Origin of the sequence: Acinetobacter sp. YH12068_T, from assembly GCF_024606005.1 — a bacterium.
GTDB classification, from domain to species: domain Bacteria; phylum Pseudomonadota; class Gammaproteobacteria; order Pseudomonadales; family Moraxellaceae; genus Acinetobacter; species Acinetobacter amyesii.
The window spans coordinates 2,939,673-2,959,381 of record NZ_CP094555.1 but is presented as its reverse complement, the minus strand read 5'-3'; the positions used below and the strand labels follow the sequence as shown (position 1 = coordinate 2,959,381).

Sequence of the window (19,709 nt, the reverse complement as noted above, 5' to 3'; positions counted from 1 at the left end):
AGCCCTTTATTGTCAAAAGGCTTAAAGGATTTATGGATACATCAAGATCATTTAAATACAGATTATTTAAACACACGCCAAATGGCAAGTAAGCTTGAAAGTGCAATTAATACGATGGAAACGTACCATGGCGCAATTATCGCTATGGATAGGAAGATGGCCATAACACTGCCAAAGACCCAACTACGCTTTTGCTGATGTTCCATTTGCAAGCGCATGCTTTGCAGTTCATTCAGTTGTTTAGCATGCCAAGCCGACTGATTTTTTAAACCATTCAGACTGTCGATCATCAAGGTTGGTAAATCTTGCGCACCTAAAAGTAAGTCTGGAATTTTTTGTCCGAGTTCTTTTAAGTTTTTCTGAGGATTCATTTGGGCTTTAATCCAATCGGTGAGGATTGGTTTTGCCAAACTCCAAATATCCAATTCAGGATAGAGATCAGTTCCTAAACCTTCGACATGGACCAAGGTTTTGAGCAGCAACATGAGTTGTGGCGGAATCTCTAAATGGAAACGACGCGCAATATCCATCACTTGAATCAGAATGCCGGCGAAGTCCAATTCATGCATTGGTTTAGAGACCATTGGGCCAACTGTGCGACGCATTTCACGTGCTAAGGCATCTTGATCTGTACCCGGTGGAATCCAACCCGCTTGATGCACGATTTGAATCAGCTGCATAAAGTCGCTGTTCATAACCGCAAGTAGCATGCGTGCTACGGTCATTTGGTCGTGCTTTGAAAGCTCACCCATAATCGCGCAGTCCAAGGCAATAAAGCGTGGATTGCTAGGATTGATGGTTTCGACGAAGACATTCCCCGGATGCATATCGGCATGGAAGAAGTTGTCGCGGAACACTTGGGTAAAGAAAATGGTGAGCCCTTTTTCGGCTAAATCTTTACGATCCATGCCCAAGCGATCAAAGGTCGCAATATCTGAAATGGGTACACCCGTAATACGTTCTTCGACCATGACATCACGGCAGTCCATATAGACTTCAGGCACGTACATCATGCTTGAACCAGTGAAGTAATGACGCATACGACGGGTGTTATCCGCTTCTAAAGTCAAATCCAACTCATTGAGAATAATTTGACGGTAGTCCTGAATAATTTCAGATAAATGCAGGGCACGAGCGGCTTCTAGACGTTTTTCAAGGAACTGACCAAGCCACTCTAATATTTCAAAATCTTCCAGAATTTGATTGCGAATATTTGGGCGAGTCACTTTTACCACGACTTCACGGCCATCATGCAGGGCTGCAGTATGCACTTGTGCAATAGATGCTGCTGCTAAAGGCTGCTCGTCAAAGCGTGCAAATAAGGTATTCACATCCGCTTTGAGTGATTCCTGAATACGCATTTTGGCAACGTCATTCGAAAAAGGTTTTACACGGTCTTGTAGTAGTACCAATTGCTGTAAAACTTCAGGTGGAATCAAGTCACGACGGGTAGACAGTAATTGCCCCATTTTAATGGCCAGCGGGCCCATCTCTTCCATGGCTTCTTTGAGCTTGAGCGGATTTTTACGCTCGCGGCTTGACCATGCCGCAGGGTGCATACGAATGAGAGAAAGAATATGACGGGCTTTTTCCGGTAATTCTTCCGCAGGAAACAACGTGTCGAGTCTATAGTGCGCAGCGATGCGCCAAAGGTCGAGTAAACGTGAAACGTGCGGAATCATATGTGCAATTACCTAGTCTTAAGTGTTGTCTTGTAATGAGTCAATTTGGCTATGCAGTTGCTGAATTTTTGCTTCTGCACGGTCCAGATTTTGATTCAAAATTCGTGTGTCTTGATTCAGGTCATCCATCTGCCAACGTGGGGCAAACAAGCCAGAATCTTCTTTTAACGCGTCTTCAGCAAAGAACAAATGGCTTTGTAAAGTACGTTTGAGATATTTGGGTGCAAGTTGCAACTTACCAATTTCATGCGCAAGGCTTGGACCTATCCAAGGGCTTAAATGCGAAGCTAAATCGGGCTCAGCTTGCTGCATAATGCGTTGGATATCCTGCAATAAATGATAATCACCTTGCAATGGGATATTGCCGACATCGTCAGCCAACAGCAGTTTAAGGAGCTCGACGACCGTTTTGACATGCAAGGTCGCCGTTGCTTCGGTCGTACTTGACTGCTGCTCGTAAGGACGTTGCTCAAAGATAGATGCGGTTTCAGAGTGTCCTGTTGGCGTCGGTTCTAAGCGAACTTTCTGATTGTCAAAAAACACATCCACCGACAACTGTGGTGAATCGATCACCACACGAAGCATTTTGCCTTGCAATTCATTCAGTTGGATGCGAGTAATAGCATCCAGATCAATGAAATGATGAATTAAGCGTTCAACTGCACCAAGTGCGAGAATCGACCACATAGTTCAGCCTGCAGTATTAAAGTTTGAAACCACGATGTACGGCTACGATACCACCTGTTAAGTTGTGATAATCACAGTTTTGGAAGCCTGCATTTTCCATCATACCTTTAAGAGTACGTTGGTCTGGGTGCATACGAATTGATTCTGCAAGGTATTTATAACTTTCAGAGTCATTTGCTACGATTTTTCCCATAATTGGTAATGCAGTGAATGAGTATAAGTCATACAGTTTTGAGAATGGTTCAAATACCGGTTTAGAGAATTCTAAAATCAGTAAACGACCACCTGGCTTAAGAACGCGGTACATTGCAGCAAGAGCAGCATCTTTGTCAGTCACGTTACGTAGACCAAATGAAATGGTTAATAGGTCAAAACTGTTGTCTGCAAAAGGTTCTAAAGTTTCAGCATTGGCCAAAACGAAATCGACATTGGTACAACCAGCATCAATTAGCCGGTCACGACCGACATTGAGCATCGATTCGTTAATGTCTGAAAGCACCACATGACCTGTCGGACCAACTTCACGACTGAACACTTTAGCAAGGTCACCTGTACCGCCTGCAATATCCAGTACGTGCTGACCGCGACGAACACCTGACATGTTAATGGCAAAACGTTTCCATAGACGGTGAATACCAAATGACATTAAATCATTCATGATGTCGTATTTCGCAGCCACTGAGTGGAAAACTTCCGCGACTTTTTGCGCTTTGTCTTCGCTGCTCACGGTCTGATAACCAAAGTGTGTGGTTGGCCCAACATTACCTGTGTTCGCGCCACGTGGCAGATTATATTTGGGTACTGAACCTGTCACAGGTGTGTCGGTCAGACGTTGTTCTAAAGATTGTTGCTGACCTTGCGCTGTCCCTTGTGGTAAAGGTTCAGTTAAGAATGGACTCGCTTTGTCTGTATTTTGTGCCGACTCAGGTGTAGGGACAGGCGTTTGATTCTCGTTAGACATTAGAGTCACTCCTAACTTATAAATAGGGTTAATGTTGCTTTGTAAGCATGATGACAGATTCTCTGTTGTTATACAGCAGTCATTTGCATTTGTTGTGAATAATATACAGAAAAAATAAGGGGCTGCTGTAATTGCTTTGCAAAACCCCTATAAAAAATCTGAATTCAGCTTTGAGCGCCCTGTTTGTTTTATATCAAATGTGGGCTGAATGGGGATGATAATTTTGTTAGGCCGCCGGCTGAAACGGGTTAGGGTCTCCAGCATGTACACGGTCAATGATTTGACGTTCTACAGTGGTAAATTCACGCACAAATTTTTCTGCTGACTTAAGTGGTTTCATTGCGAGAAAGCCATCTTGCATAAAGTCATACATCACTTCGAAGTTATATTTTATTGCTGCGCCTTTGCACATCTTAAAGGCGGTATAGACCATAAATGAGCGCATATATTTATCTAGATTACGACCTAAATCGTCCAATAGTTGCAGCTGTAACATACGGTCCTTGCCCTGATCAAGCTTAAGATAAGTCTGGCGCATCATTTCATCGGTTAGGGTCAGATTGGATGGATAATCTTCTAATAATTGCATGGCCACTTGTTCATCAAGCTGTACGGCTAAAATGGCAAGTTGTACGCCCGAAGTACCAGTCTTTATAGCATTGTCTGGAATCAATTTTTCAGCTTTGTGTGCATAGCGCGTGAGACGAGCAATTTGTGCTGCTAATGCATCAAAATCAGGACCGCCATATAAACGATTAATAAAATATTCAGACATCAGCACATTGTGTTTTTCAGCAAATTGTATGGCATGTGTGCGTTGCATACGCTGTTTTTGCCACTGCTGGACATCTTGTAAACGCTGTAAAATTTCTGGCTTTTTGTGGTAGTTCAACTGGTAATACAGTTCAAGTAAATCATCTAATACTGCAAGTTTGGACATTGAGTGTCTCAATTATTTTTTAGATGTTTGAATCTTAGTGGGTGTTGTAGCTTAGGGCTATGACAAAGTGACGAAATTACAGGTTAATCTGAGTCAGTTTGTTGCAGAAATGGTCATATTTTGCATTTCAGCATATACATGAAAGCATTGTTGTGTGATGAACGGCATGGTTATACTCAAAACAGAATAAAACCAAGGGTCCGCCATGAGCTTAAAAGAAACAGAATTTCAATTGATGGATGAAGAACAACTCTCGGTTGAGCTAATTGAAGCGCAATATCAACTGAAAAATACCAGCCGTCAGCCTAATGCCAAAAGTGTGTTGATTTTAGTCAGCGGAATAGAGCTTGCGGGTAAGGGGGAGGCCGTCAAACAGCTCCGTGAATGGGTCGATCCACGTTACTTAAGGGTGAAAGCGGATGCCCCGATCATATTTAATCCAAAACAAACCTTTTGGCAGTCTTATGCACGGTTTATTCCTGCCGAAGGGCAAATCATGGTGATGTTTGGAAACTGGTACAGTGACTTACTGAGTACCGCCATGCATGTGTCAAAGCCTTTGGATGAAACCTTATTTGATGAATATGTCGAGAACATGCGGGCTTATGAACGAGACCTAAAAAATAATCATGTCGATGTGATTAAGGTCTGGTTCGATTTATCTTGGAAATCTTTACAAAAACGTTTGGATGAAATGGACCCGAGTGAAGCGCGTTGGCATAAATTGCATGGTTTAGATTGGCGCAATAAAAAACAATATGACAACTTGCAACGTTTACGTCAGCGTTTTAGTCATGACTGGATCATTATCGACTGTGAAGATGAGCAAGTCCGTGATCAACAATTTGCACAGTATATTTTACGCACTTTAAAACATTGTCCAACACATGAAACTAAAGCGGTAGGGCGTTGGAAACAAGCCAAAACACCACAGGCTTTATTGGAGCCAAGTACAGTCATCGCTGATGAAGCCGATTATAAAAAAGAATTAAAAAAATTAAGCCGTAAGGTGGCTGAAGCTTTACGTTTTGATTCACGCAACGTGGTGATCGTGTTTGAAGGGATGGATGCCGCAGGGAAAGGCGGAGCAATTAAACGTATTGTTAAAAAGTTAGACCCACGCGAATATGAAATTCATACCATAGCAGCACCTGAAAAATATGAACTACGCCGTCCTTACTTATGGCGCTTTTGGAATAAAATTGTCCCTGAAGAGAAAATCACGATTTTTGATCGCAGTTGGTATGGTCGTGTTTTGGTTGAGCGGATTGAAGGATTTGCTAATACCGTTGAATGGCAGAGGGCATACGATGAAATTAATCGCTTTGAAAGGGACCTATATAACAGTCAAACGGTTGTCATCAAGTTCTGGTTAGCCATTGGAAAGGATGAGCAAGCAGCAAGGTTTAAAGCTCGAGAAGAAACCGCGCATAAGCGTTTTAAAATTACTCCAGATGACTGGCGGAATCGTGACCGTTGGGATGACTATCTCAAAGCTGCTGCAGATATGTTGCAACGCACGAATACAGAATATGCGCCGTGGCATGTGATTGCGACCAATGATAAGCATAGTGCTCGTTTACAAGTGCTAAAAACGATTTTAGCGCAGTTGAAAGCAGATTGATTTTATGAAAAAAGCCACGCAATTCGTGGCTTTTTTCTTCATTTTCAAAACTCGCTCATTTTCAGATTTACTTCATCTTTAGATCTATGGTTTAAATCACTTTGATTCTTAAATCTTGTTGATGCGCTATACATCGTTTCGTTAACCATTGTTAGGTGTTGGGACAGGTTGGTTCGGAAATTTCTGTTGAATACGCTTCGCCAATTGGTAGCTTTCTTCTACATGGGTTTCAGCGACTTTTTTCATCACAATATAACCCAAACTGGCTGCCACCAATTGTCCACCTAATGGAATAAATTTAGTGACTTGTTTGGTAATATATTTTGCAGCAATGTTATTTAGCGATTTTTTCATCGCGGTTCGTGCAACCACTAAACCAGAAAATTCGACACCACGTTTACGCAGTTCTGTCCAATGAATTTGTTTGGTTTTTGGATCATACACACTAATTTGATCTGGTGCTAAACCAAAACGCGCATTAATTTCTGGAATGAGCTGTGACAAAATTCCGACGTCAATCACCACATCCAAAAATGGCACAGGAATAATGGCTGCACCTGCTGAAAAATAAGCACGTTTTTTAACGAGCTCTAAGCATTCAGCGCGAATAATGTCCAGATTTAAGTTAGGGTCGATGGAATCAGGAATGTTATCAATTTTCATAAGCAAATACCCTTAATACTGGATTGGTTTTTTTCTCATAAAGTATCATTAAGATACTTGTTTAAAAGCATTTTTTGCAATCTATTCTCTTGTCAAAGTCGCATAGACAGCCCAAGATGTATAGTAAATAATCATTGTTGTTTTGTAGTAGTTGGTCACTCAGGCTGTAAAGGTAATCCATGGCAATACATGTAATTCAGAGTCAAAGAATCGAAGTTTTGGTGGATTGTCTAATCAAAAAATTGAAATCAAATCAGTCGACTAATGCATTATCTGTCTTGCAAGAACGGCATATCGTGGTACCCGATCAAGCCATTGCAGCATGGTTAGAAAAACAAGTTGCTGAAAAAATCAGTATTAGTGCCAATATTAAGCATCATCGTAAAATTTTAGGGTTGCAGTGGAAAGCCTACGATTGGGCCTTGCCTAACAAACAAGACCGTGAGCGAATTAAAGGTATCAACATGCCGCCATTGATTATGCAATGGCGTATTTATAATGCTCTAGCCGGTTTTATTGCGGCTGATAAGTTTGATGCTGCTCAGATTCCGACAGACGTGCAGCCCTTAGTTCAGCGTATTTTTGACAGCACAGCACAACTCTCAGATCGAAAAAAACGTGAGCAAAAGCGCCAAGAAATGTTGTACTGGATCGCTGCTCAAGTCACCCGGCTTTTTACTAACTACATGGCCTTTCGTGGCAGTTGTATTCATACCCCTGATGAAGGTGTTGAGCAATGGATTTGTCCACATTGCGATACCGACTGGCTAAAAGCGTGGAGTCATAACCAGCCATTAAATATTATGCAACTCACAGGTCTGAAACCTGAACAAGCTGATGAATATCTACCGACGCAGGCTCGACAACTAGAGCAGTGGCAGCGTTGGCTGTGGCATCAAGTATTCAAAAAAGATTTTAATGACCGTCAGGAAATAGACAATAAATTTTGGTTTGCCTTGGCGCATGCTGAGCAAAATCGGCAGCAGCAGTTTGATTTGGATGCTGAGGATGATGAACGCGATGATGATGAGCGTCATCAAACCTATAACGGTTTACCTGAACAGATTTTTGTCTTTACTACCTTAGAACTACCACCTGCACAACTCAAATTTTTGTATCGTTTGGCGGCGTATACCGAAGTACATTTGTTGTATTTCAACCCATCGCGTGAGTATTGGGCAGACATGGTCGATCCTGTTTGGAAAGATCGTTATAACCTAAAATTGCAACAGCGTTATATTGAACGAAATCCTAATGTCAGCACAGCGCAAATTCAGGCCTATCTGAGTACGACCAATGCGGAATTTCGTGAATCACAGCATTCATTATTGACTCGTTTAGGCAAACGTGCGCGGGATAACTTTGCATTATTGGTGAATATGTCTGGTGGCGAAGGCTGGGAAGATATTTTTCCAGATACTGAACCGACAACGCTGCTCGCTCAAATTCAATATGACATCATGACTCTAGAAGAGCCCGAACAGCATCAATATGCACTCGCGGGTTCAGATGAATCGATTCAATTTCATGTCTGTCATTCTAGCCTGCGTCAGTTAGAAGTTTTACGTGAGCAGTTGGTACATTGGTTGGCCGAAGGCTCGGAACAAGAGCCACGCCATCCGAGTGATATCTTGGTATTGGTGCCAAATTTAAAAGAACTGGAACCGCATATTCGGACGGTCTTTTCGACGACTCGAGGCATGGGTCGCAGTGCTGTGGATTTACCTTATATCCCAGTAAAAATTGCAGGAGTGGTTAGTCAAGATATTCAAAATGCATGGAAAGCCTTTGTTGGACGCATTGAAATTAGCCAAGGTCGTTTTACCGCAGAAGATTTTCACGATTGGTTGAATTTGAATGCGGTGCAAGAACTGTATCAGCTCGACCATGTACAAATGGAACGTATGATGGAACTGCTAATTCAAGCCGGTTTCCGTCGTGGTTTAGATGAACAGCACATGTTGGCTTATTTGTCTGAGCAAGACCGAGATTATCGTTATACCTTTAAATTTGCTTTAGACCGTTTGGCGTTAGGGATTGCGATTCCACAGCATGCCGTATTTGAGAATACTTTAAGTTTCGCAGGGGTGCAGAGTAGTGATTTTGAGTTGGTGCAAACCTTAATTCAGATCTATCAAGATATCAGTGCGCGTCGAGATTGGCTTAATCCTAACCTCAGTGCACAGACGGTCAAAGCGTGGTTGCAACAGCTAGATGCAGATTTAAAACCTTTTGTTGAAGCCAGTGGTCGAGCATTTGAAACCATACGCGGTGTGATGCGTGCAATGACACAACGACTGAAAAATGCCCAAAGTGAAAAAGTTGAGTCGCTACCAAATAGCTTTAATTTACCGCTATCTTTATTGCTCAAGGAGATACAACAAGGCATCGATGGTTCTGTCGACCAGATCGAACCAACTGGTTCAGTGACCTTTGCAGACATGGGTAAAATCCGTCAAGTCCCATTTTCACTGGTGGTGTTGTTGAACATGGATAGTGGAAAATTCCCACGTCGTGATCAGAAAGTACCTTTTGATTTAATGGATGTGTTTAAGCCAGTATTGGGTGATCGCTCACGTTTGGAAGATGATAAAGGTGCATTTTTAGATGCCTTGTTATTTGCCCGAAAGTCCTTATGGATTTTCTATAATGGCTTTGATGTCAATGGAGGTGAAAGTCGTGAACCATCATCTGTCATTTATGAGTTTAGCCAATTCCTCGCTCGAATGATTCAACCCCAGCAGTTAGATCAGCCACATGATGCCATGTTGGATTTGGATGGCTTACGAATTCCAGAGCAACTCGAACCGCTCTATCATATCTATCCGTTGCAGCCATTTGACCCGACAGGATTTCAGCAGTCGAAAAACGTACGATATAAAGATCAATGGTTTGCTGTGGCGGAACATATTTTAAATCAGTCTGGACAACGCCAACCCTGGATTAACCTTGATTATCCAGTGCATGATGCACAAGAAGTAAGGGTGTTAGATGGTCAGGAATGGATTAAAGATGTGGTATTCCCAGCTCGGGCATATTTGAAAACGCTTGGTGTGGCCAGTGTGTATACCGGTGATCAGTTACCACAGAAAGAGCCTTTATTACTTGACCGTTTACAGCAATACCATGTCCGTGAATTATTGCAAAAGCATTATGTGCAGCCTGCATCTCGTGTCAATCAAGCTGAGGATCAGAACTCTACGACTCCAACTGAACCAGATATAGCATTATTCCAAGATGTACTGCCTGTAGGACATAGCCAAATAGCGACTTGGAAGCTCAGTTTACAAGAGCAGGCACAGTTATTAGAGCGTTTGGATGGACGTTGTGTAACTGCGACCACTTTACAAAACTTACAGCTTGAACCGCATTTGATACTGAGCATCACCGTGCCTGAAGACTCTCAGAGTATGCATTGGTTAAGCTGTATGGCGTCTGGGGCAAAGCCTAAACGTCAGACGCAAACGTGGCTCGAATATCTACTGTGGTTGAGCTATTTAGACTTAGGCGATGAGGGCGCGACGTATCGTCGTGAAGTAATTTGTAATGATAAAAGTATAGTTTGTTGTGGTTTAAGCTCCGCACAAGCCAAGCTACAGCTCAGTGAATGGCTGGCGATGTGGAAACATGCACAAAAACGTCCTGTGGTGCTGCCTGCTGCCTTAATTCGCCAAGAAAAATGCACTTGGGTGGAAAATGAAACAGGCCAACTCATGCCAGATAATTTTGCAAAACTTCAAGAGGAATGGTTGAAAAATCATAGTTTTGGTGGTGTGGAGTTGGAGTCGAATGAAGCCAATAGCCACCATCGTGATTGGAGCTTTATTTTACAGCAACAAGCGGCAGATGAGCTTTTGGCATTGTCCTGTCGTTATTATGCAGAACGTTTATATCATGTGATGGATACCGAGGCGGATGACGGCCTAAAAAAACTCAATGTCATCAAGCCTGAGGTGAAAAAATGAACAAGCCACAGCAAACAATGAAAATGTCCACCAACCCGATTGCAGACATGAGCTTTACGGGACTGCATTGGATTGAAGCTTCTGCGGGTACTGGTAAAACCTATACGCTTTCCAGTCTGATGGTGCGGATTTTTCTCGATCGCTATATGCCGAATCAAGTCATTGCCACCACTTTTACTCGTAAAGCCACAGCAGAACTCAAAGCGCGGGTTCGACTGCGGATTGAAGAAACCCGTGACTTTATTTATAGCCTGTTAGCGGCTTCTCAAGATGAATTGGCCGAACTTCAGCAAAGTTTGAGTGACCCTTTGTATCAACAAATACTAAAAGATCATGGGCATCATTTAGATTATGCTTACAATCGGCTGAATGTGGTTTTACAACAATATGAAGAATTATTCGTTGGGACCTTGGACAGCTTTAGCCAAAAGTTATTACGTGAATTTGCCTTTGAAAGTGGTCGTATTGAACAGGTGCAAATCAGTGAAGATGAAGATCTACATATTGAACGTATTATTCATGATTTATTAAGAGATTGGATTCAGCAGCAGCCTGCGCATTTGATTGAATATTTGCTGTTGAATCATCAGTTGAAAGGCCCTGAATACTATCTGGGCGTGGTAAAGGAAAGTCTAAACTTCCCATCGGTGGATTTACGTGTCCCTGAATTACCCGAAAATGCTTTGGCACATTTTGAGGCGATGTGTCATCAGCTTGCGCAAATGCTGCCTGCTGCTCGTGTAGAACTTGCAGCGTGTTTTGATGCCGCAAGTCATTATAAGAACCTTGTCGACGCTCGACGTTTTAATAAAGGGGCATTCTTTGTCACCTTTAACACACGCATTCCCGAGTTTTTACAGCACTTTGAAGATTCGGGTAGCCAAGGGGTATTGACTCAGTCCGACGTGTTACAACCGACAATGAAAGCCATTCGTTCATTGTTTTATGATCCGAATAAAACTGAATTCAAGCCACGTGTATTTAAAGACAAAGTCGTTGAAGAGCAGCCAGATGTCTCAAAAGAATTTTATCAACATGCTTTTGTGCAACAACTCCGAGCGGTGCTCAATGCTTATGAACATATCAATCAAGCAGAACAATTTCTAAACTTTTATTTGGCACAGGAAGTCAAAAAGCGTTTACCTCAAGTGTTGTCCCACGCTGGCGAAACCACCTTTTCACAACAAATTAGGACCTTATTGGAAGCCTTACAGCAAAGCTCAGCAGCAGGGAAAGACAGTTTTGCCGCTCATGTTTTGGCACGATATCCGCTGATTTTAGTCGATGAATTTCAAGACACCAACCAAGATCAAGATGACATGCTATCCAGTATTTGGCGGGTCAAGGAGTGCTTACATCAGGGTTGTATGATTATGGTCGGCGACCCCAAACAGGCGATTTATGGGTTCCGTGGCGGTGACATGCTGACCTATCGTAAAGCGCGTCATGACATTCATGCCAAGGGTGGGCGTTGTTATACCTTGAACAAAAACCATCGTTCAGTCAAAAACTTGGTTGAAGTGGTGGATGCCTTGTTTCATCGGCAAATGGACTTTGGTGAGCAAGTTGAATACACCCCGATTCAAGCAGGTGAGCGTGAGCATCCGCCGTTGATTGATCATGATCAAGTCAATCCACAACCGCTGCGTTGGTTGGCTTTGGATGAAACGCTAAATGAAGCTGAACAAGTAGCTTGGCAGATTCAGTCATTACTCAACCAAGCTCAGCAAGGACATTTATATTTTCAAGACAACAATACCCAGCGAGCACTGACAGCAAACGATATTGCGGTCTTGGGGCAAAACCATTTCGACTTAGAGCAAGTGCAACAATGTTTATTGCAGCTGGGCGTTCCTTGTTATAAAGCCTCTCGGGACAGTGTCTATAAAAGTTCCGTCGCGCAAGATGTTGCCGCTTTGCTGACGGCGATTTTAAATCCTTATCAAGAAGCCAAGGTGAAACGTGCGCTGCTGAGCCGTTTATTGGGTTTTGATCTGAAACAACTGGTCGCACTCGAACAGCAGGCAGATGGACTGAGCGAAATTATCGAAAAACTCGAACAGATCCGACAAATTTGGAATGAGCAAGGATTCCGCAGCGCGTGGAATAGCTGCATGACGGTCTTTCAGGTGTGGACGCGTTTGGTGGCTGGGCAAAGTCGAGATAATGAACGCACAGTGGTGAATTTACGCCATATCGCAGAATTATTAAGTCAGCAAAGTGAACATTACACAGGTGCACATAAGCTTTATCAATGGTTTATTCGCCAAATCAATTTAGGCATCAATAATGAAAGCACCCAAGAGCGAAAATTGACTGGGCAATTGGGGGTGCAACTGATGACGATTCATGCATCCAAAGGCTTAGAGTTTGGTTGTGTATTTTTATTGGGAGCAAATGCAGGCTTAAGTGAAAAAGGCAATTTGAATTTTTCCCTTAAAGACAATCAGCAAAAAAGCCTTGGGTTAGAACGTGTGATTGCCGTGAAGTCTTCGGACTTACCCGAAGATGATATTCAACAAAATGATGCGCGCAATGAAGCAGAGCATCATCGCTTGTGGTACGTGGCGTTGACCCGTGCCAGTTATCGTGTCTATGCCGTGCTACGTCATCATGAAGTAGAAAAGAAACAAATGGCAGAAGCGCGTTCAGGACTGACTTTTTGGCGTGGAAGCGAACCTGATCTGTTCCAACATGCAGAAAGTGTGGATGCTGATGTTTTGCGTGCAGCACCACCAATTTTGACTCAGACTCAGGTTGAAACTGTTGTATTAGACGCGGAAGAAATTCCCAACAGCCATTTTTATCCACGGGAAACCACCAGTTTTACCGCGCTCACGCGCACGACGCATAAGGCACATATACAACGTGACCAACTGGCAGCGGTCATGACCGAGCCAGAAGACAGTGCTGCCGATGAAGTGGAACAAATTGAAATCATTGAAGCAGAAACTGCAGAGAAAATTAGCTGGATCAAACGGCATTTTCCAAAGGGAACCAAGCCCGGAAGTTTCTTGCACAAGTTGATGGAAAAAGTTCGATTTAGCACCCCAGAAGATAAGTTGGCCAAAGCCATCGCATCGCGTTTTCATAGTGATGTTGAGTTTGATTCGCCGCAAATATTGCAAAATTTGATTAAACAGTTTGGGCAAACGGCGAACCCTGAACAAGACGAAGCTGAACTGATTGAAGAAATGCAGGAATGGTACAGTCAAATCATTCATACACCGTTGCATGATGGTTTTAGCCTGCATCAGTTAAACGATGGTGAATACCGTTCAGAAATGGACTTTCATTTAAGTATGGCGGATCGTGCATTGGCAATACGTAAAATACGCATGCTATTTGAAAGCCTGAATGAGCCAGATTTACAGATACAAGATTTGAATGATGTGTTTACGGCACGCTATCTGACGGGGTCGATTGACTTGGTATATTATGATGGTCAGCGTTATCACATTGCCGATTATAAAAGTAATTTCTTAGGCGATCAGACCGCACATTATAATCATGCCTATATTCGAGAAAGTATGAGTCATTCTAGTTACTGGTTGCAGGCGGCTTTATATTTGGTGGCCCTACATCGTTATTTGAAAGCCGTGATGAAAGACTATGACATGAAGCAGCATTTGGGTGGGGCGAGTTATTTGTATCTTCGCGGTATGGATGGACAGTCCGATCGTGGGGTATATCACTGGAAGCCGGCGGATACATTCATTCAAAACCTCGATGCAATATTGAGCGAAAAGGTTGTGGCTAAAACGTGAATAAGCACGAAAAAGATAAAAATATTCACGCTGAAACAATAAGTTGCATTGTGGATAAGTTTGAGGATAACTGTGTGGAAAATGATCAAGAAGCCTTATCAGCACAGCCTTTGCACGCGGGACAAGAAAATACTGTAGAAACGCAGGTTTTAGTTCCCCAAAATACCCAAGAAAAAGCTGATTTAGATGCGGTTTTGCCGGATTGGATTGACTATTTAATCCAACATTATTTACCCGATCAGGCCAGTCATCCTGCTGCAAATCAGTTAATTCAACAATTGATGCAAGCCGTGGAAAAAGGCGATAGTTGTATTTTGGCCGAAGATGCGCAGATTCAATGTTTGGCTCAGATGGTTCAGCACGAGCAAGCTGAAAAAACACCTGTTGCGCCTTTTATTTTTGATTCACAGCGACTTTATCTTTATCGCTATTGGGCACTAGAAAATGCTTTAGCCAAGCAAGTTGCACGTTTAAAACAGCAAACAGAGCAAAATCTTAATCAAACGCAGACGCTTAATATTGAAAAGGATTTACTGACCGATCCCCATCAGATTCAAGCACTGCACATGGTGTGTCAGCACAATTTTAATATCATTACCGGTGGGCCTGGGACAGGTAAAACCTATACCTTGGCACGGATTATTGCCGTGTTGAATGAGCAAAATCCAAATTTAAGAATTGCGATGGCAGCGCCGACAGGAAAAGCGGCGCAGCGAATGGAAGAAGCCTTACAAGCAGCGTTTAAAGATCCTGCATTGCAGCATTATTCGATTATTCACAAACACTTGAAACCCGTAACTTTGCATCGTCTATTGGGATTAGGGACGCGCGCTATCCCGCGGTTTAATGAACGTCAACGCTTACCCTATGACGTCATTGTGGTCGATGAAGCCTCTATGTTGGACTTAAGTTTGGCGCAGATGCTATTCGCGGCAATCCCTCAGAACAGTAAGCTGATTCTATTGGGGGATGCAGAACAGTTGGCTTCGGTCGATGTTGGCGCTGTTTTGGCCAACCTTCAAGATGTTGATGCCTTACAAGCCAACCGTACCCATTTACAGACCAGCCGCCGTTTTGTACAGGGTGCAGCTATTGGTGAGTTTGCTCGTTTTATTCAACAACAAGAACAACAGCAAACAACCACAGAAGTTCTGGCGAAATTCGAACATCAGGTGGTATCTGCATCCGAACTTCAGCCGATTCAACTGACACCGAATATGAGCGATGTGATTCAGTTGCAATATCTCCCCGAAGCCACGAACAGTGCGGCACATTGGGCAAAATATTATGATCAACTGATGTATGGTTTTCAGCCCTATGTGGCATGGTTAAAACAATGGCCAGAGCAATCCGCTGAATATGCAGATTGGTTAGCCCAATTGATTCGTTATTTTGATGATTATCGAATTCTATCGGCCATTCGACATGGAAAATTAGGCTTACACGAACTCAATCAGCAGATTGAACTACGGGTCTTAAATGCCTTAGGTGTGTTAAAACAAGGGGATTGGTATGTCGGTCGTCCAGTCATGATGACCTATAACGATTATCAACTTGGACTATCAAATGGTGATATTGGGATTTGCTTAAAACGACCGATGACGGAAAAGTCGCAGTTTGAGGTTTATTTTCCAAGTTTGGATAAATGGGTTGTGGCAACACGGCTACCTAAAAGTATAGAAACCGCCTATGCCTTGACCATACATAAGTCTCAAGGTTCTGAATTTACCCATACGGCGGTAGTTTTGGAAAATCATGCAACTGAAATGATGAGTAAAGAGCTGATTTATACTGCTATCACTCGTGCAAAAAAAGTGGTGAGTTTACTTGTTGCAAAAGATGCATTGGCAAAAGCGCTTATAAAAAGAACAGCACGAGTTAGTGGTTTGTTAGAAAAAATTAACAATCACCTATCTTTGTAAAGCCTGGGAAAAATGTACCGTATTTTGTAAGAAATAGCTTACATTGATTCAGGAGATTTGCGCATAGAGCTTCTTAGAGCTTTTTGAGAAGATGACTTCACAGAAAAAGAACTCAACACGGATGGTTGAGTAAAATCGCAAAAGTATAAGAATAACGTCAAAAGACAGCGAACTTACAGTGAAGTAAGGAAATAGGAAACTTACAGCCGCTAAGCCTTGTAGTTTTGGGAGAGACTACAAGGCTTTTTTATGTATAGAAAATAAGAAATGCCTATATGCTGTAACAGAAAAGAAATAGAGATTAACCGATGTACGAAAAAGCTTACATATAGATACGAAAAATACGACTTTTATCTAACAGCCGTTGTGGCAAAATCTACCACATAAGGAAGTGCAAGTTAAAACATGGAATGTTTAACATAAGGACGCGGAAAAGCGCCACATAAAACAATAAATAATAAAACAATAACTAAAAAAGAAGAAACTACAGCGCAAAAAAGCCCGAGCCCAGCTCGGGCTTTTTTTTAATCATTCCAGTTTGAGTTTTGTATTCTAAACATCGAGTGGCAAAATGTATCAAAAATAAGTTTAAAATTCATTCAATAATCTGGAATTCAATGTGTTGGAAATATGCAGTTTTATGTCGTATAGAGTGTCGAAGCATATAAAAAATTTATAATGGAATCGAGAGGAAAAATAAGGCGTTATTGTCATTAAGAAAACCTGACGAAGTCGGCCATCTCTTTTTGCAATTGGGACGATTTTCCCTTAATATAATGCACTTGCTGTAGTGATGCACGGCAGTCAGCTGATTTATCGGTTGATTCGTATCAAAAGTTAACTTTATAAGCATCTCGGAGAAATCGAATGGCTTTAACAAACGCAGATCGCGCAGAGATCATTGCAAAATTCGCTCGCGCTGAAAACGACACTGGTTCACCAGAAGTTCAAGTAGCTCTTTTAACTGCTCAAATCAATGATTTACAAGGTCACTTCAAAGAGCACAAGCACGACCACCATAGCCGTCGCGGTCTTATTCGTATGGTTAACCAACGTCGTAAGCTTCTTGACTACCTTAAAGGTAAAGACGCTACTCGTTACAGCGCATTGATTGCTGCTTTAGGTTTACGTCGTTAATTCGATTTAAACTTTTATTTTCGGACTATTGCATGCTAAGTGCCGTATTACTGAAAACTAAAGTCTATCCAACCTTGGTTGGATAATGGGGAAGGGGCGATGATTCGCTCCTTCTTTGTGTCTTAAATTAGTATTTTAAATTAATGTTTTTAATCTCTAGTGAGGTCGGCTTCTAAGCTTTGTCATTTATGTTACAGCGTTTGGGGCGTTGAATGAATGCCAAACCTTAGGGGTCTCCACTAGAATAAAATCAGGAAAAAATAAAACATGTCGATGTTTAATATTATTCGTAAAGAATTCCAATATGGTCAGCATCAAGTTGTCCTAGAAACAGGTCGTATTGCGCGTCAAGCGAATACTGTGATCATCACTATGGGTGGTGTACAAGTTCTTGTTGCTGTTGTTGCTCAGCCAACAGCGAAAGCAGGTCAAGACTTCTTCCCATTGACTGTTAACTACCAAGAAAAACAATATGCTGCAGGTCGTATTCCAGGTGGTTATGGTAAACGTGAAGGCCGTGCATCTGAAGCTGAAACGCTTATTTCACGCTTAATTGACCGTCCAATTCGTCCATTGTTCCCAGAAGGTTACTATAACGAAATCCAAGTGACTGCGACTGTTATTTCTTCTGATAAGACAATGGAAGCTGACATTGCTGCAATGTTAGGTACTTCAGCTGCACTTGCAATTGCGGGTACACCTTTCCGTGGTCCAATCGGTGGTGCTCGCGTTGGTTTAATCAACGGTGAATACATCCTAAACCCGAACCACGAACAGCTAAAAGAATCTGACCTTGACCTTGTGGTTGCAGGTACAGAATCTGCGGTATTGATGGTTGAATCAGAAGCGAAAGAGCTTTCTGAAGACCAAATGCTTGGCGCTGTATTGTTCGGTCATGACGAAATGCAAATCGCGATCCAAGCGATTAAAGAATTTGCTGCAGCTGCTGGTGCAACAGAGTCTACTTGGACTGCACCTGCGAAAAACGAAGAGCTTCGTGCGAAATTAAAAGAAGCGTTTGAAGCGAAAATCTCTGAAGCATACACAATCGCGGTTAAACACGATCGTTATGCAGCGCTTGATGCGCTTCAAGCTGAAGCTGTTGCTCAATTCGTTCCAGAAGATGACGTTGACGGTATCGCTGACGACTTAGCTGAATTATTCGAAGACCTTAAATACCGTACAGTACGTGACAACATCTTGTCAGGTAAGCCACGTATTGATGGTCGTGATACGAAAACAGTTCGTGCGCTTGACGTACAAGTTGGTGTATTAGACCGTGCTCACGGTTCTGCATTATTTACACGTGGTGAAACTCAGGCGTTGGTAACAACAACTTTGGGTAATACACGTGATGCGTTAATGGTGGATACATTAGCAGGTACGAAAACTGACAACTTCATGTTGCACTACAACTTCCCTGCATACTCTGTAGGTGAAACTGGTCGTGAATCTGGTCCTAAACGTCGTGAAATCGGTCATGGTCGTCTAGCGCGTCGTGGTGTACAAGCTGTTCTTCCTGCAGCTGACCGCTTCCCGTACGTGATTCGTATCGTATCTGATATTACTGAATCAAACGGTTCATCTTCAATGGCGTCTGTATGTGGTGCTTCTTTATCACTTATGGATGCTGGTGTGCCAATTAAAGCGCCAGTTGCTGGTATTGCGATGGGTCTTGTGAAAGAAGGCGAACGTTTCGCAGTGCTTTCTGACATCTTGGGTGATGAAGACCACCTTGGTGATATGGACTTTAAAGTAGCCGGTTCTGCAAACGGTATTACTGCACTTCAAATGGATATCAAAATCGAAGGTATCACTGAAGAAATCATGGAAGTTGCATTAAACCAAGCGTATGCAGGTCGTATGCACATCTTAAATGCAATGAACCAAGTGATTTCACGTGCTCGTCCTGAAATTTCAATGCATGCACCTACATTCCAAGTGATCAACATCAACCCTGATAAGATCCGTGACGTGATTGGTAAAGGCGGTGCAACAATCCGTCAAATCACTGAAGAAACCAAAGCGGCAATTGATATCGAAGACAACGGTACAGTTCGCGTATTTGGTGAAACCAAAGCGGCTGCTTCTGCTGCTGTTGCGAAAATCCAAGCGCTTACTGCTGAAATCGAACCAGGTACAATCTACACTGGTAAAGTAATCCGTATCGTTGAATTTGGTGCGTTTGTAAACATCCTTCCAGGTACTGATGGCTTACTTCACATCTCTCAAATTTCTAACGAACGCATTGCGAACGTTTCAGACGTATTGTCTGAAGGTCAAGAGATCAAAGTACAAGTTGCTGATGTCGACAACCGCGGTCGTATCAAATTAACCATGAAAGACATCGAACAAGCTTAA

11 protein-coding genes are annotated in these 19,709 nt (G+C 42.5%); 6 read left to right on the top strand and 5 right to left on the bottom strand.

The window, feature by feature from the left end:
• Positions 1-62: 62 nt before the first annotated feature.
• The 4 genes from MST18_RS14075 to MST18_RS14060 all read right to left on the bottom strand — a co-directional run bounded on the left by MST18_RS14075 (position 63) and on the right by MST18_RS14060 (position 4,270).
• Positions 63-1,682, bottom strand: a complete 1,620-nt coding sequence (locus MST18_RS14075) for an AarF/ABC1/UbiB kinase family protein (RefSeq protein WP_180132740.1) — start codon at positions 1,680-1,682, stop codon at positions 63-65.
• Between the two features lie 18 nt (positions 1,683-1,700).
• A complete protein-coding gene (locus MST18_RS14070) occupies positions 1,701-2,369 on the bottom strand; it encodes an SCP2 domain-containing protein (RefSeq protein WP_180132739.1) in 669 nt (222 codons plus the stop codon).
• 16 nt (positions 2,370-2,385) lie between these two features.
• On the bottom strand, positions 2,386-3,330 hold the full coding sequence (gene ubiE, locus MST18_RS14065; RefSeq protein WP_078192823.1) for a bifunctional demethylmenaquinone methyltransferase/2-methoxy-6-polyprenyl-1,4-benzoquinol methylase UbiE: 945 nt from the start codon (positions 3,328-3,330) through the stop codon (positions 2,386-2,388).
• A gap of 226 nt (positions 3,331-3,556) precedes the next feature.
• Positions 3,557-4,270, bottom strand: coding sequence for a hypothetical protein (locus MST18_RS14060; RefSeq protein ID WP_111885630.1), 714 nt, complete (start codon positions 4,268-4,270; stop codon positions 3,557-3,559).
• 205 nt (positions 4,271-4,475) lie between these two features.
• On the opposite strand from MST18_RS14060, the gene MST18_RS14055 reads away from it, so the two are divergent.
• Positions 4,476-5,894: a phosphate--AMP phosphotransferase gene (locus tag MST18_RS14055; protein ID WP_180132738.1), complete on the top strand. Its 1,419-nt coding sequence runs from the start codon at positions 4,476-4,478 to the stop codon at positions 5,892-5,894.
• Between the two features lie 141 nt (positions 5,895-6,035).
• On the opposite strand, the gene MST18_RS14050 is transcribed toward MST18_RS14055, so the two are convergent.
• Complete coding sequence (locus tag MST18_RS14050) at positions 6,036-6,557, bottom strand: hypothetical protein (RefSeq protein WP_180024754.1); 522 nt, start codon at positions 6,555-6,557, stop codon at positions 6,036-6,038.
• 179 nt (positions 6,558-6,736) lie between these two features.
• On the opposite strand from MST18_RS14050, the gene MST18_RS14045 reads away from it, so the two are divergent.
• The 5 genes from MST18_RS14045 (at position 6,737) to pnp (ending at position 19,709) form a co-directional block, all read left to right on the top strand.
• On the top strand, positions 6,737-10,522 hold the full coding sequence (locus MST18_RS14045) for an exodeoxyribonuclease V subunit gamma (protein ID WP_180132737.1): 3,786 nt from the start codon (positions 6,737-6,739) through the stop codon (positions 10,520-10,522).
• Positions 10,519-14,289 (top strand): UvrD-helicase domain-containing protein, encoded by a 3,771-nt coding sequence (locus MST18_RS14040; RefSeq protein WP_180132736.1) that lies wholly within the window; start codon positions 10,519-10,521, stop codon positions 14,287-14,289. Before MST18_RS14045 ends, MST18_RS14040 begins: the two co-directional genes overlap by 4 nt.
• Before the next feature lie 194 nt (positions 14,290-14,483).
• The gene (gene recD / locus MST18_RS14035; protein WP_257227496.1) at positions 14,484-16,211 is read left to right on the top strand and encodes an exodeoxyribonuclease V subunit alpha; all 1,728 of its coding nucleotides are present in this window, start codon (positions 14,484-14,486) and stop codon (positions 16,209-16,211) included.
• Positions 16,212-17,078: 867 nt separating this feature from the next.
• Positions 17,079-17,348 (top strand): 30S ribosomal protein S15, encoded by a 270-nt coding sequence (gene rpsO / locus MST18_RS14030; protein WP_067761248.1) that lies wholly within the window; start codon positions 17,079-17,081, stop codon positions 17,346-17,348.
• 273 nt (positions 17,349-17,621) lie between these two features.
• Positions 17,622-19,709 carry a polyribonucleotide nucleotidyltransferase gene (pnp, locus tag MST18_RS14025; RefSeq protein ID WP_180078135.1) on the top strand — a complete coding sequence of 696 codons (2,088 nt, stop codon included), beginning with the start codon at positions 17,622-17,624 and terminating at the stop codon, positions 19,707-19,709.

Bases quoted from the DNA above. Each gene is read 5' to 3' on its own strand.
- MST18_RS14075 (WP_180132740.1), bottom strand. From the start codon at position 1,682: ATGATTCCGCACGTTTCACGTTTACTCGACCTTTGGCGCATCGCTGCG.
- MST18_RS14070 (WP_180132739.1), bottom strand. From the start codon at position 2,369: ATGTGGTCGATTCTCGCACTTGGTGCAGTTGAACGCTTAATTCATCAT.
- ubiE (WP_078192823.1), bottom strand. From the start codon at position 3,330: ATGTCTAACGAGAATCAAACGCCTGTCCCTACACCTGAGTCGGCACAA.
- MST18_RS14060 (WP_111885630.1), bottom strand. From the start codon at position 4,270: ATGTCCAAACTTGCAGTATTAGATGATTTACTTGAACTGTATTACCAG.
- MST18_RS14055 (WP_180132738.1), top strand. From the start codon at position 4,476: ATGAGCTTAAAAGAAACAGAATTTCAATTGATGGATGAAGAACAACTC.
- MST18_RS14050 (WP_180024754.1), bottom strand. From the start codon at position 6,557: ATGAAAATTGATAACATTCCTGATTCCATCGACCCTAACTTAAATCTG.
- MST18_RS14045 (WP_180132737.1), top strand. From the start codon at position 6,737: ATGGCAATACATGTAATTCAGAGTCAAAGAATCGAAGTTTTGGTGGAT.
- MST18_RS14040 (WP_180132736.1), top strand. From the start codon at position 10,519: ATGAACAAGCCACAGCAAACAATGAAAATGTCCACCAACCCGATTGCA.
- rpsO (WP_067761248.1), top strand. From the start codon at position 17,079: ATGGCTTTAACAAACGCAGATCGCGCAGAGATCATTGCAAAATTCGCT.
- pnp (WP_180078135.1), top strand. From the start codon at position 17,622: ATGTTTAATATTATTCGTAAAGAATTCCAATATGGTCAGCATCAAGTT.